The 11,636-nt window shown below is 68.3% G+C and carries 14 protein-coding genes and 3 tRNA genes; 16 read left to right on the top strand and 1 reads right to left on the bottom strand.

Annotation, left to right across the window (positions count from 1 at the left end; all coding sequences use genetic code 11):
* The first annotated feature begins 406 nt into the window (after positions 1–406).
* Positions 407–646 carry a hypothetical protein gene (locus ACGFIK_RS20655; RefSeq protein WP_327024012.1) on the top strand — a complete coding sequence of 80 codons (240 nt, stop codon included), beginning with the start codon at positions 407–409 and terminating at the stop codon, positions 644–646.
* A 62-nt stretch (positions 647–708) separates the two neighbouring features.
* Positions 709–1,170 (top strand): hypothetical protein, encoded by a 462-nt coding sequence (locus tag ACGFIK_RS20650; RefSeq protein WP_393340676.1) that lies wholly within the window; start codon positions 709–711, stop codon positions 1,168–1,170.
* Positions 1,171–1,218: 48 nt separating this feature from the next.
* On the opposite strand, the gene ACGFIK_RS20645 is transcribed toward ACGFIK_RS20650, so the two are convergent.
* On the bottom strand, positions 1,219–1,701 hold the full coding sequence (locus tag ACGFIK_RS20645) for a DUF6882 domain-containing protein (protein ID WP_327024014.1): 483 nt from the start codon (positions 1,699–1,701) through the stop codon (positions 1,219–1,221).
* Between the two features lie 796 nt (positions 1,702–2,497).
* Here ACGFIK_RS20645 and ACGFIK_RS20640 point away from each other — a divergent pair.
* The 14 genes from ACGFIK_RS20640 (at position 2,498) to rplL (ending at position 11,473) form a co-directional block, all read left to right on the top strand.
* Positions 2,498–2,644: a hypothetical protein gene (locus ACGFIK_RS20640; RefSeq protein WP_327024015.1), complete on the top strand. Its 147-nt coding sequence runs from the start codon at positions 2,498–2,500 to the stop codon at positions 2,642–2,644.
* Between the two features lie 59 nt (positions 2,645–2,703).
* Positions 2,704–5,232, top strand: a complete 2,529-nt coding sequence (locus ACGFIK_RS20635; RefSeq protein ID WP_327024016.1) for a bifunctional diguanylate cyclase/phosphodiesterase — start codon at positions 2,704–2,706, stop codon at positions 5,230–5,232.
* Positions 5,233–5,324: 92 nt separating this feature from the next.
* Positions 5,325–5,397: transfer RNA gene (locus ACGFIK_RS20630), tRNA-Thr, on the top strand.
* A 25-nt stretch (positions 5,398–5,422) separates the two neighbouring features.
* Positions 5,423–5,495 (top strand) — tRNA-Met (locus ACGFIK_RS20625).
* Between the two features lie 129 nt (positions 5,496–5,624).
* Positions 5,625–5,792: a 50S ribosomal protein L33 gene (gene rpmG, locus ACGFIK_RS20620; RefSeq protein WP_007073056.1), complete on the top strand. Its 168-nt coding sequence runs from the start codon at positions 5,625–5,627 to the stop codon at positions 5,790–5,792.
* Positions 5,793–5,916: 124 nt separating this feature from the next.
* Entirely contained in the window at positions 5,917–6,363 is a 447-nt protein-coding gene (locus tag ACGFIK_RS20615) for a MaoC family dehydratase N-terminal domain-containing protein (protein WP_327024017.1), read from the top strand.
* 1 nt (position 6,364) lies between these two features.
* Positions 6,365–6,757, top strand: coding sequence for a MaoC family dehydratase (locus ACGFIK_RS20610; RefSeq protein WP_327024018.1), 393 nt, complete (start codon positions 6,365–6,367; stop codon positions 6,755–6,757).
* A 126-nt stretch (positions 6,758–6,883) separates the two neighbouring features.
* A tRNA-Trp gene (locus ACGFIK_RS20605) sits at positions 6,884–6,956 on the top strand.
* A gap of 212 nt (positions 6,957–7,168) precedes the next feature.
* Positions 7,169–7,561, top strand: coding sequence for a preprotein translocase subunit SecE (gene secE, locus ACGFIK_RS20600; RefSeq protein WP_327024019.1), 393 nt, complete (start codon positions 7,169–7,171; stop codon positions 7,559–7,561).
* A gap of 38 nt (positions 7,562–7,599) precedes the next feature.
* On the top strand, positions 7,600–8,322 hold the full coding sequence (gene nusG, locus ACGFIK_RS20595) for a transcription termination/antitermination protein NusG (RefSeq protein ID WP_102658898.1): 723 nt from the start codon (positions 7,600–7,602) through the stop codon (positions 8,320–8,322).
* A 202-nt stretch (positions 8,323–8,524) separates the two neighbouring features.
* The gene (gene rplK / locus ACGFIK_RS20590) at positions 8,525–8,956 is read left to right on the top strand and encodes a 50S ribosomal protein L11 (RefSeq protein ID WP_327024021.1); all 432 of its coding nucleotides are present in this window, start codon (positions 8,525–8,527) and stop codon (positions 8,954–8,956) included.
* An 83-nt stretch (positions 8,957–9,039) separates the two neighbouring features.
* Entirely contained in the window at positions 9,040–9,756 is a 717-nt protein-coding gene (gene rplA, locus ACGFIK_RS20585; RefSeq protein ID WP_327024022.1) for a 50S ribosomal protein L1, read from the top strand.
* 727 nt (positions 9,757–10,483) lie between these two features.
* Positions 10,484–11,029, top strand: coding sequence for a 50S ribosomal protein L10 (gene rplJ, locus ACGFIK_RS20580; protein WP_327024023.1), 546 nt, complete (start codon positions 10,484–10,486; stop codon positions 11,027–11,029).
* Positions 11,030–11,083: 54 nt separating this feature from the next.
* Positions 11,084–11,473, top strand: coding sequence for a 50S ribosomal protein L7/L12 (gene rplL, locus ACGFIK_RS20575; RefSeq protein WP_327024024.1), 390 nt, complete (start codon positions 11,084–11,086; stop codon positions 11,471–11,473).
* The last annotated feature ends 163 nt before the right edge of the window (positions 11,474–11,636 follow it).

The raw sequence follows: 11,636 nt of genomic DNA, 5'->3' as shown, positions 1-11,636 counted from the left end.
GCGGCAGCACCAAGCCCGAGCCCGACGATCCCACTACACACGCCGCCTCAACCTCGAACTTCAGCCATGATCCCGAACGGCGGCTGCCGTACTAGCTGGCCGTCCCTCGGCTGTCGGTAGTGCCCAGTGGGCAGGCGACGTGTCGTACTTGTGTCGCTAGACCTTGATTAGTGCACACTTGCCCTGGTCGGCGCCTTGAACTTGGCGCTCTGTAAATCCGTCGCGAAAGCTACAGAGGTTCGAATCCTCTACCCGCCACCAGGTGCAGAAACGGCCCCTGACCAGCAGGAATGCTGATCAGGGGCCGATTACGTTGGTCTCACTGGCTGTGTCGCATGCGTTCGCCGCTTTGTCCTTGCACCGTCCGGGGGCGGCACGCCAGTGCCTCGGGGCCGAGAATGTTGTCATGGACATGGAGCGTGCGCGAGAACTCGCCGTCGCAGAGTTCGCCGGGCGGCTTGGCGGCGGGTGGAACCAAGCATGGGAGCTTGCCGGCTCGCGGCAGGACTCCGTGAGAACCCTCGACGGAGTCAAGACGCACATTGTCTTTGACTTCGCTCCCCGAGACATGACCGACCACGGCGCGCTTCGCACGCTGTCGATCGCGGTGGATCCGCAGACTGGTATTGCAGACATGCTGCGGTGAGCGCCGGGGCTGGACGTGGGCAGACCTGGCGCGAGGATCTGCGGAAGGCGGTCGCCTCCGCAGTGCTCGACTTCGAAGACCGCTACGGGTACCCGCCGGGCGAGAACGTCGTCCGCGAGCCGGACCCGATCGCTGCTGTCCGTCCCGCGATCCCCGACGACCTCGTGGACCTGTACGCAACGGTCGGCGCCGTCGACCTACCGGCCATCGGTAACGGGTTCTTCCTGCACACGGCCTCGGACGTGGCCCACACCCACGAGTCACGCGACCTCCGGCACGTACGTGGCCGCCATGTCGGCGACGTTGTCGTATTCGCCAGCGATGGCGGCGGCACCCAGTACGCGTTAGCCACGCCCGCCGGTTCACCCGTCTACCGACTCCCACCGGGCCTGGTCCTCGACGGCATCTACACCTCAGAAGACCCGCGCTTCGATGTAGTCGCCCCGGACCTGCCCACCTTCCTCGACCGCTTGCTCCACGCCGTGCAGACGTTCGCTGCGTCGAGCGAACCGCCGAACTTGTGATCGTGCGGCATGTTCATCGACGCCGCCCGCCCTCGCTGGAGTCGCCCCTTAGACACGGCGCAGATCGTGAATGGCGAAATGCAGGTCCAGTTCGTCGCCGGGCTCGAACCATAGACCTTCGGCCGCCAGCACGTCGGCAGCGACGATCCTGGCCTGCGCCACCGGCTTCTGCTCGGCACGGAAGCTCGGCGACATCAACAAGGGGAATGAGCGTTCTTCTCCGTAGCGGCGAACGTCGGTGATGTCACCGAGCACCGCCGGTGGGAGTGAGTCGTTGGCCCAGGACCACAACCATGTCTGCTGGACGTGGTCCACGCTGCCGATCATCGTGATTCGGCCGTGGAGGGAGTCCCGGCCGTCGCGTGACCAGGAGATGGTGGCGTCGTCCATCGACCAGTGGTACTGCGCATCGCCGCTGAGCCCGTGGTCGGAGATCATCGCTGCATGCCGCTGCCCGACCCTGTCGCGGGCCGCCGAGACGAGCGACTCCCACGACTCATGGTCATGTGCAGCTTGTTCCCCGTGACCCATGACCCTCCCGCCTTCGCGGCACAGCCCGCACAGCCGGGGCGGCCAGACCCTACCGATTCGCCAGCTCGCCGTACCAGCGGTCCCGCACTCGCTGCTGCGCCGCGGTCCGATGTGGTTGCTGTCCACAGTTGCCCGCCGGCCCCCGTGCTAGGAACGGCGATTGGCCCGTGCGCTGCTGATGTCCTGTTCTCCTCGGTAGGGCTGGCTTGTTCCGCAGCCCCAGCGGCAGTCGCAGACTGTCTGTGCCGGCTACTGGCTGTGGGTGGCGACAGGTCGGAGAAGTGGGCGAGGGCTTCTGCTGGGTCTCAGCACATCCTCATGGCCGCTTCAACAGTGTATTTCCTGACTGAGCGGTTGAATCATCCATTCATGGGGGTGACTGAACTGGTTCGTCACGCCTACTCTGGTCCTGGTCGGCTGAGCCTGGCTGTCGGTAGTGGCGTCGGGTCGTCGGGGCGGGCGGCGGCCGGGAGGGGGAGGCGGACGTCGGGGGTGTATTGACTGGACGTCCGCGATGATGTTATAGAGCACTATCGATAAAAATCATTGACCGGAAGGTGGGTCCGCTAGACCCGCTAAGCCGTCTAAGTAACGTATGCGCGGTTGGTGTGTTCTTCCGGCAGGCGGTGGTGATGGCGCCCCTGACCTGGTCGAAAGTGGTGCGACGGGGAACGTATGGGCAATGTCGGGCGACAACCCGACCGACATCGGGTTTGTGAACTTTCCACCGCCCGGCTGGCTGTGGCACCATCGGATAGCCCCGTTACGCACATCCGTCACCCCGCCAGGAGCGCTCATGTCTGCTCACCGTCTGGGCCGGCTACTCGGCTCCCTTCTGCTTGTTTCCGGTCTGGTGGTCGCGGCCGGTGTCGCCAGCGAGTTCGAGGTTCGGACCCACGGCATCGAATGGCAGATGCCGACGTTGGGTTCGCAGGTGCGCTGACGCGCTCCCCGTCCTGACCGGGCTCGCCACCTCGAGCACCCCACGTCGCGAGGAGAGCCATGACGTCGCCTAGGTCTGGCTCTCCTCGTGGACGGACCGAGCGGGCCTGGCTGATCACGGCTCCGCTCGCGCTCTGTGCGGTCCTCTTCTCACTTCTGCTGGGCCTGACCGCTCGGCCCGCACTCGGTGACTGGCTGCTCACGCTGCTGCTGACAGCGGCGATGATCATTGCCGCGATTCCCACCATCAACGTGGTGGTACGCCGGCAGGCGCTGGGCACCACCTTCACCGAGATTCCGCTCGTCGTCGCGCTGTTCGTGCTGCCACCGCTGTCGGTGGTATTGGCGTACACCGTGGCCACTCTGGTGGTGCAGTGGCGCCGCAAGCTGCTGCCGCCGAAGCTCTGGTTCAATGTGGCCCTCGCGGCGGCGGCGACCGCCCTGGCCACGACGGTCTACACCGTTCTGCCGACCCCGGAGAATGTCGGGCCGGCGACCTGGGGGTTGCTGCTCGCGGCGATCGGCACCCACGCCCTCGTCGGGTTCGTCGCCGTGGTCGCGGTGATCTCCGTCGTGCAGGGTTGGCAGTCCGGCCGGGAGTTGATCCGCGCTGTACCGCCGATGTCGCTCACCGTGGCGATCAATCTCTCCATCGGCATCCTGATCATCATCGGCCTGGAGACCACGCCGTGGGCGCTTCTCCTCTTCGCCGGTCTGGCGGTGGCGTTCGCCCTCGTCTACGACACCTACACGCAGGTCATCCGGCAGCACCGCACGCTGACGGAGATGTACGAGCTGACCAAGGCGATCACCGAGAGCGGGTCGGACGGCAATCTCATCGACGCCCTGCTGGTCCGCATCCGCGGCCTCATGCAGGCCGAGTACGCCACCTTGTGGTTGCCCGCCCAGGGGCGGCACCCGGAGGTGCTGCTGACCGCCCAGGAGGGCAAGTCCGGTCTGCTCGACTCGGCGCTGACCCCGCAGGCCTTGCGGGAGGCGGCGGTGGCCCGTCAGGCGACGGTGGCGGTGGGCAGCCGCTTCGCCGCCGACCCCCAGCTTCGGGAGTCGTTGGGACGTGCCGCCAAGGACGTGATCGTGGTGCCGCTGCGGTCGGGCAAGGCGGTCATCGGCACCCTGGAGGTGGCGAACCGCCTCGGTGACGTCAACTCCTTCCGTCCGGCGGATGTGCCGGTCCTCCAGACGGTCAGCGCCCACGCCGCGGTCGCCCTGGAGAACTCCCGCCTGGTCGACCGGCTGCGCCACGACGCGTACCACGACGGGCTCACCAAGCTGCCGAACCGGCGCCGGATCCTCGGCGCGCTAGCCGAGGCGGTCCGGATCCGGGCCCCCGGTGAGGTGGTCGCGCTGCTGCTGTTCGACGTCGACCGGCTGCGTCAGGTCAACGAGTCGCTGGGGCACGCCGCCGGGGACAAGGTCCTGACCGAGGTGGCCAACCGGTTGCGGGGCTGCGTGCCGTCGGCCGCCCTGGTCGGCCGGGCCGGTGGGGACGAGTTCCTGGTGACCCTGCGGCTGGAGAGCGCCGAAGCGGCGGTGGAACTCGCCGGTCAGCTCCGCGAGCAGATCCGCGACGAGATGGTCTTCGACGCCCTGACCCTGGACGTGGACACCGCCGTCGGGGTCGTCGTACATCCGGATCACGGCAGCGACCCGGCCACCCTGCTGCAACGGGTGGACGTGGCGGCGAGCGCCGCGAAGTCGGTGCCGGGCAGCGTGCAGCTGTACAACCCGGCGCTGGAGTCGCGTTCGCTGCGTCGCCTGGGGCTGGCCGGAGACCTGCGCAGCGCCCTGGACAACGGCGATCTGGAGATCTACTACCAGCCCAAGGTGACCCTGCGGGACCGCCGGCTGGTCGGGGTGGAGTGCCTGGCCCGCTGGGAGCACCCGACCCACGGCACGGTCTCCCCGGCGGACTTCGTCGCGGTCGCCGAGCACACCGGCCAGCTCGGTCGGCTCACCGAGTTCGTGCTCCGGGAGGGGCTGCGGCACAGCCGCGACTGGGCGCACGGCGGCCAGGCGCTCGCCGTCTCGGTCAACCTCTCCGCGCGAACGCTCAACGACGAGCATTTCCCCGAGCAGGTCCGGGACCTCCTGGCGGAGTACGGCGTACCACCGCAGTTGTTGACCCTGGAGATCGAGGAGGCCGGGGTGCTCGACGGCACCGACCGGCCGATCCCGAGCCTGCGTCGGCTGCGTGATCTGGGCGTACGGCTGTCGGTGGACGACTTCGGCACCGGCAGCTCCTCCCTGGCCCATCTGCGCCGGCTGCCGGTGCACGAGGTCAAGGTGGACCGCTCCTTCGTGCAGGGCATGGCGACCGACCCGGGGGACCTGGCGATCGTCAACGCGGTGGTCACCCTCTCCCAGCAGTTCGGGCTGACCGTGGTGGCCGAGGGCGTGGAGAGCGAGCTGACCCTGGAGCTGCTCCAGGACATCGGCTGCGAGATCGGGCAGGGATTCCTGTTCAGCCGGCCCCTGCCGTACGAGCGGTTGGAGGCCTGGTTCGGTGCCCGGGTGGACCCCGACTCGATCTCCAACCGGGAGCTGCCGCGCCTGCGCGCAGTGCCCTGACCTGGGCATACGCTGGCACCGGGGATCCGATTTCACCAGCCCGGGATGGCCGTGTACTCTTACCTCTGCGCGGCCACGGAGTGATCGCGCAGGCCCCCTTAGCTCAGTCGGCAGAGCGTCTCCATGGTAAGGAGAAGGTCTACGGTTCGATTCCGTAAGGGGGCTCAGAGGGTCCGGCTGGGCCCACCACGGCGGTGTAGCTCAGATGGCAGAGCAAGCGGCTCATAATCGCTGTGTCGCCGGTTCAAGTCCGGCCACCGCTACTCTCCGCCGCCGGTGAACCCGGTGGTCAGTGGGACGGGCGCCACAGGCGCCCACTTTGCGTGTCCGCCCCGGCGGCGCGTAGGCTTTGACGCCGTAGTTGTATCCGTTAGCGAGGAAGGCACTCCGCCGTGGCGAAGGCGACCGATGTCCGGCCGAAGATCACTTTGGCGTGTGTGGAGTGCAAGGAGCGCAACTACATCACGCGCAAGAACCGTCGTAACGACCCGGACCGCATCGAGCTGAAGAAGTTCTGCCCCCGGGACGGGCGGCACACCGTTCACCGCGAGACGCGCTGAACCTCGCCGGGTATCGCCCGGCACCCTGAACAACGAAGATCGCCGGTTCACCCGGTGGGCGCAGCCGTAGGCCGTTCCCGACCGCGTGGATCGGCGATCTTGTTGTGCGTGTAGGTTCGGCGGCATGTCCCTGGACCACTCCTTCATCGGCCGGACCTATCCGCCGACCGCCCCCTATCAGGTGGGCCGCGAGAAGATCCGTGAGTTCGCGCGTGCGATCGGCGCCACCGATCCCGCCCACCACGACCCGGAGGCCGCCCGTGCCCTGGGCCACCCGGACGTGGTTGCGCCGCCGACCTTCCCGATCGTGCTCACCATGGCCGCCAACCAGCAGATGATCGAGGACCCGGACCTCGGCATCGACTACAGCCGGGTGCTCCACGGCGATCAGCGGTTCGCGTACACCCGTCCGGTGGTGGCCGGCGACGAGCTGGTCTGTGTCAACAACATCGAGGAGATCACCAGCCGCGGTGGTCACGATTTCGTGACCAGTCGGACCGAGGTCCGCACGACCGCCGGCGAGCCGGTGGTCACCGCCTGGATGAAGCTCGTCGTACGCGGGGAGGCCTGAGATGGAACTGCCCACCCAGACGTTCCGGGTGACCCGGGCGGACCTGGTCCGCTACGCGGGCGCCTCCGGCGACTTCAACCCGATCCACTGGAGCGACCGCTTCGCCACCGGAGTGGGCCTGCCCGGGGTGATCGCGCACGGCATGTTCACCATGGCCCTGGTCGGTCGCGCGGTCACCGCCTGGGCCGGCGCGCCCGACGCGGTCGTCGACTACGGGGTCCGGTTCACCCGCCCGGTGGTGGTTCCCGATGACGACGAAGGCACCGAGATCGTGGTGACCGCAGTGGTCCGCGAGGTGACCGAAGCGGGTCTGACCAGGCTAGACATCACCGCGACCTGTCAGGGAGACAAGGTGTTGTCGCAGGCTCGGGCCACCGTTCGGACGGCGGGCTGACCTGCTCCGCAGGGCGCGATGGCCAGACCGGTTGGGAAACTCGGGTTAGTACCCGTACACTGGTCCGCCGTGGGGCAAGTGACTCCTGCCTGGTCGTGTGACCTGGGGGGATGAGCGTTGCCGCATAGGGGTGTAGCTCAATTGGCAGAGCAGCGGTCTCCAAAACCGCAGGCTGCAGGTTCAAGTCCTGTCACCCCTGCGCCTCAGGCCTGACCGTTCCGTGGGTCGCGCCACCGAAAGGTGGCGTCCGGCCCGTGGTGGTGGCATCGGCGGGGAGGTTCCGAGGCATCGGGGCCTTCCGGCAGATCCGCCGGCCGCGGCCCGTCCCGGGACGGTTGGGTCCGGCTGGCGTGACCAGACGCCGCGTACGCGAACCGCGTACGACCCCGATATCCCGCGACGGAGGGCGAAGTGGCCGACAACAAGCGGCGCGGCGAGGACGCCGACGACGAGCGCCTGAACGACGAGGTCGTCAGTGACGGCGCCGACGACGACGCCACCGACGCGGACGAGCCGGTAACCCGGGGCGGCACCGCCACCCGGGAGCGGGCCAAGGCGGATTCCGCCGACAGCCGGTCGAAGACGCGTACCGATGGCGAGAAGGTGGGCCTGTTCGGCCGCATCGCGCGTTTCATCCGCGAGGTCGTGGCGGAACTGCGTAAGGTCATCTGGCCGACCCGCAAGGAGCTGCTGACCTACACGGGCGTGGTAGTCGCGTTCGTGTCGATGATGCTGGCGATCGTGGCCCTCCTTGACTTCGCTTTCGCGAAGGGCGTGCTGTGGGTGTTCGGCAACCCCAGCTGACCGGCTGACTGTGCCGATAGTGACGGAAGTGAGCGAGCGTGCCTGAGTACGACGAGACCGCCGAGACCCCGGACGAGCAGTCCACGGTGGCGACGGCGGCTGGCGACGAGTCGGTCGAGGCCGCCAGCGAGCCGGAGTTCGCGATGACCGAGCCCGCGCCCGAGGAGGACTACGACCCGGTCGCCGAGCTGCGCCAGAAGCTGCGCTACGCGCCCGGCGACTGGTACGTGGTGCACTCGTACGCCGGTTACGAGAACAAGGTCAAGACCAACCTCGAAACCCGGATCACCTCCCTCGACATGGAGGACTACATCTACCAGGTCGAGGTGCCGACCCGGGAAGAGGTCGAGGTCAAGAACGGCAAGCGGTCCCAGGTGCAGGCCAAGGTCTTCCCCGGCTACATCCTGGTCCGGATGGAGTTGACGGCCGAGTCGTACTCCTGCGTACGCAACACCCCCGGGGTCACCGGCTTTGTGGGGGCCACGGACCGGGCCGACCGCCCGGCGCCGCTGAGCCTCGACGAGGTGCTGAAGTGGCTGGCCCCGGCGGTGGAGACCGAGCAGAAGAAGGCCAAGCCGGAGATCAAGGTCCTCGACTTCGAGGTCGGCGACTCGGTCACGGTCACCGACGGTGCCTTCGCCTCCCTGCCGGCCACCATCAGCGAGATCAACGCCGACCAGCAGAAGCTCAAGGTGCTGGTGTCGATCTTCGGCCGTGAGACGCCGGTGGAGCTGAACTTCAACCAGGTCGCCAAGATCTGATTCAACGACCGCTGGCGATGGCTTCTGGGCCGTTGCCAGCGGTCGTTGTCTGTCTGTCTCGCCCGCCGGGCAACCTCCGTGGGTGAGCCGCCACCCGCCTGCGCTACCCTAGAACGTCGCCGCTGCCTTCCCGCGCTGACCGTGCGCGCCCGGTGGTGGTGTCGGTGCGAACCATTCCCAGTTCCAAGCCCCAGGAAGAGACATGCCTCCGAAGAAGAAGCTCGTCAAGACGTTCACGCTTCAGCTGCCGGCGGGCCAGGCCACTCCGGCGCCGCCGGTCGGTCCCGCGCTCGGCCAGCACGGCGTGAACATCATGGAGTTCTGCAAGTCGTACAACGCGCAGACCGAGTCGCAGCGGGGCGACATCGTCCCCGCCGAGATCAGCGTGTACGAGGACCGGTCCTTCACCTTCGTGCTGAAGACCCCGCCCGCCGCCCGGCTGCTGATCAAGGCCGCCGGTGTGCAGAAGGGCTCGGGCGTCCCGCACAAGGAGAAGGTCGGGACGGTTTCCCGTGCCCAGGTGCGGGAGATCGCCGAGAAGAAGATGGCCGACCTCAACGCCAACGACCTCGAGCAGGCTGAGAAGATCATCGCCGGCACCGCCCGGTCGATGGGCCTGGACGTCACCGACTGACCTCGGCCACCACCGACCCGTACGGATCGTGGGAGGGCGCGCGAGCATCGCGGCCCGCCAGAGACCACAGGAGTAGACAGAACATGCAGCGCAGCAAGAGCTACCGCAAGGCCGCCGAGGTCATCGACCGGTCCAAGCTCTACACCCCCGCCGAGGCCGTGAAGCTGGCCAAGGAGACCACCGCCACCAAGTTCGACGCCACGGTCGAGGTCGCCATGCGCCTCGGCGTCGACCCCCGTAAGGCGGACCAGATGGTCCGCGGCACGGTCAACCTGCCGCACGGCACCGGTAAGACCGCCCGCGTGATCGTCTTCGCCGCCGGCGCGAAGGCCGAGGAGGCCGTCGCCGCCGGTGCCGACGAGGTGGGCACCGACGAGCTGGTCGCTCGGATCCAGGGTGGTTGGCTGGACTTCGACGCGGCCATCGCCACCCCGGACCAGATGGCCAAGATCGGCCGGATCGCGCGGATCCTGGGCCCGCGCGGTCTGATGCCGAACCCGAAGACCGGCACGGTGACCATGGACGTCACCAAGGCGGTGACCGACATCAAGGGTGGCAAGATCACCTTCCGGGTGGACAAGCACTCGAACCTGCACCTGATCATCGGCAAGGCCTCCTTCACCGAGGCCCAGCTGGTGGACAACTATGCCGCGGTGCTCGACGAGGTCCTGCGGGCTAAGCCGTCCGCGGCCAAGGGCAAGTACCTCAAGAAGGTCACCCTGACCACCACCATGGGCCCGGGTGTCCCGGTCGACCCGAACGTGGTGAAGAACCTGCAGGAAGGCTCGGCCGACAGCTGAGCACGACGCACCGAAAGGGCCCTGCCACGCGTACGTGGCGGGGCCCTTCCGCGTTTGTCGCAGGGTGTGCCGGGGCTCGCGCGTTTCGGCGCTCACCCAGGCACCCTGGCGGTGGCGGTCAGCGCGGTGATCGGCTCCGTTCTCCGTGATCGACTCCGTTGCGCCGAAACGGCGGTGTCCCGTGGAGGCTGACCCCGCCGTTTCGGCGATACGGCGGGCGCCAGCTAGGTGGTGCCGGCGGATGGTCGGGCTAACCTCATGATCAACGGGGCGGGCGGGGACCGAGTGCGGGGCGAAGGCGGGGGACCGAGTGCGGGGCGAGTGCCGTGGGCCGAGGGCCAGGGCGGAGGGCCAAAGGCGGGGCGAGGGCCGGGGGCCCAGGGCCAGTGCGGGGTGGGGCAGGGTGGGGGTGGGGGCGATTTGGCGGGTGGGGGTGGGGTCGCGTAGCCTGTTGACGTCGCACGATTCTGTCGTGCGTGAAGTTCCACCCAGAGACCGCTGGTCACCGTGCCTCGGCATGGTCGAAGGTTCCGCGAAGACGGGCGACCCGCGCAGGGCGGTAAGCGAACATCGGCAGCATCCCGTGGTCCGCCGACTGCGGTGAGGGTTGCCCATCTCGCCCCGTGCGCCCTGCGCCGGGGCTTTTCTGTTGTCGCGACGCCCTCGCTCCAGTCGTAGGCGACCGCCTGCGCTGGCGACCAGCCTCGAGTAACGAGAGAGGAGGGACATGGCGGACAAGCCGATCCGGGCCGACAAGGCCACGGCTGTTGCTGAGCTGACCGAGAGCTTCCGCAGCGCGGGTGCCACCGTGCTGACCGAGTACCGCGGACTGACGGTTTCCCAGCTCACCCAGCTGCGGCGCTCGCTCGGTCAGGAGACCAGCTACACGGTCGCCAAGAACACGCTGGCCAAGCGTGCCGCGGCGGACGCGGGCATCTCCGGCCTCGATGAGCTGTTCACCGGTCCTACCGCGCTGACTTTCGTTTCGGGCGACGTCGTCGAGGCGGCGAAGGGGCTTCGCGACTTCGCGAAGGCCAACCCGAAGCTCGTCATCAAGGGCGGTGTCTTCGAGGGCAAGGCCATTTCCGCGGCCGAGGTCACGAAGCTCGCCGACCTGGAGTCCCGTGAGGTGCTGCTGGCCAAGCTGGCCGGCGCGATGAAGGGCAACCTGAGCAAGGCTGCGGCCCTGTTCCAGGCCCCGTTGTCGAAGACCGCCCGTCTGGCGGCTGCCCTTCAGGACAAGCGCGAGAAGGAAGACGCCGAGGCGGCCTGAGGCCGTACGGCGCACCCACGTTCTTAGTTAAACCTTTAGGAAAGGACGCCAGACATGGCGAAGCTCAGCACCGAAGAGCTGCTCGGCGCGTTCAAGGAGATGACGCTGATCGAGCTCTCCGAGTTCGTGAAGCAGTTCGAGGAGACCTTCGAGGTCACCGCCGCCGCCCCGGCCGCGATGATGATGGCGGGTCCGGCCGCCGGTGGCGCCGCTGCCGAGGCCGAGCCGGAGAAGGACGAGTTCGACGTCGTCCTCGACGCCGACGGTGGCAAGAAGATCCAGGTCATCAAGGTCGTGCGTGAGCTGACCGGCCTGGGCCTCAAGGAGGCCAAGGACCTGGTCGAGTCGGCCCCCAAGGCCGTGCTGGAGAAGGTCAACAAGGAGACCGCCGACAAGGCCAAGGCCAAGCTGGAGGGTGAGGGCGCCAAGGTCACCCTCAAGTGACCTGAGCTCCACCTGGCCGTCCCGACTCGCGTGAGCCGGGGCACACCATGTCGCGGGGGGGGGGGGGGCGCGCGGGGGGGGGGGGCGCCCGGCCGGGGGGGGGGGGCCCCGGCCGCGCGGGAGCCGCGCGCCGCGGGGGGGGACGTGCGCCGGGCCCGTGGGG

It is taken from the genome of Micromonospora sp. NPDC048871 (assembly GCF_043198155.1).
Lineage (GTDB): Bacteria > Actinomycetota > Actinomycetes > Mycobacteriales > Micromonosporaceae > Micromonospora.
The sequence above is the reverse complement of the archived record's forward strand: the minus strand, read 5'-3'. Positions and strand labels throughout refer to the sequence as shown.

What these genes read in the sequence shown, in the direction of transcription:
- ACGFIK_RS20655 (WP_327024012.1), top strand. Translation starts at nt 407, where the DNA reads ATGGACATGGAGCGTGCGCGAGAACTCGCCGTCGCAGAGTTCGCCGGG.
- ACGFIK_RS20645 (WP_327024014.1), bottom strand. Translation starts at nt 1,701, where the DNA reads ATGGGTCACGGGGAACAAGCTGCACATGACCATGAGTCGTGGGAGTCG.
- ACGFIK_RS20640 (WP_327024015.1), top strand. Translation starts at nt 2,498, where the DNA reads ATGTCTGCTCACCGTCTGGGCCGGCTACTCGGCTCCCTTCTGCTTGTT.
- ACGFIK_RS20635 (WP_327024016.1), top strand. Translation starts at nt 2,704, where the DNA reads ATGACGTCGCCTAGGTCTGGCTCTCCTCGTGGACGGACCGAGCGGGCC.
- ACGFIK_RS20615 (WP_327024017.1), top strand. Translation starts at nt 5,917, where the DNA reads ATGTCCCTGGACCACTCCTTCATCGGCCGGACCTATCCGCCGACCGCC.
- ACGFIK_RS20610 (WP_327024018.1), top strand. Translation starts at nt 6,365, where the DNA reads ATGGAACTGCCCACCCAGACGTTCCGGGTGACCCGGGCGGACCTGGTC.
- rplK (WP_327024021.1), top strand. Translation starts at nt 8,525, where the DNA reads ATGCCTCCGAAGAAGAAGCTCGTCAAGACGTTCACGCTTCAGCTGCCG.
- rplA (WP_327024022.1), top strand. Translation starts at nt 9,040, where the DNA reads ATGCAGCGCAGCAAGAGCTACCGCAAGGCCGCCGAGGTCATCGACCGG.
- rplJ (WP_327024023.1), top strand. Translation starts at nt 10,484, where the DNA reads ATGGCGGACAAGCCGATCCGGGCCGACAAGGCCACGGCTGTTGCTGAG.
- rplL (WP_327024024.1), top strand. Translation starts at nt 11,084, where the DNA reads ATGGCGAAGCTCAGCACCGAAGAGCTGCTCGGCGCGTTCAAGGAGATG.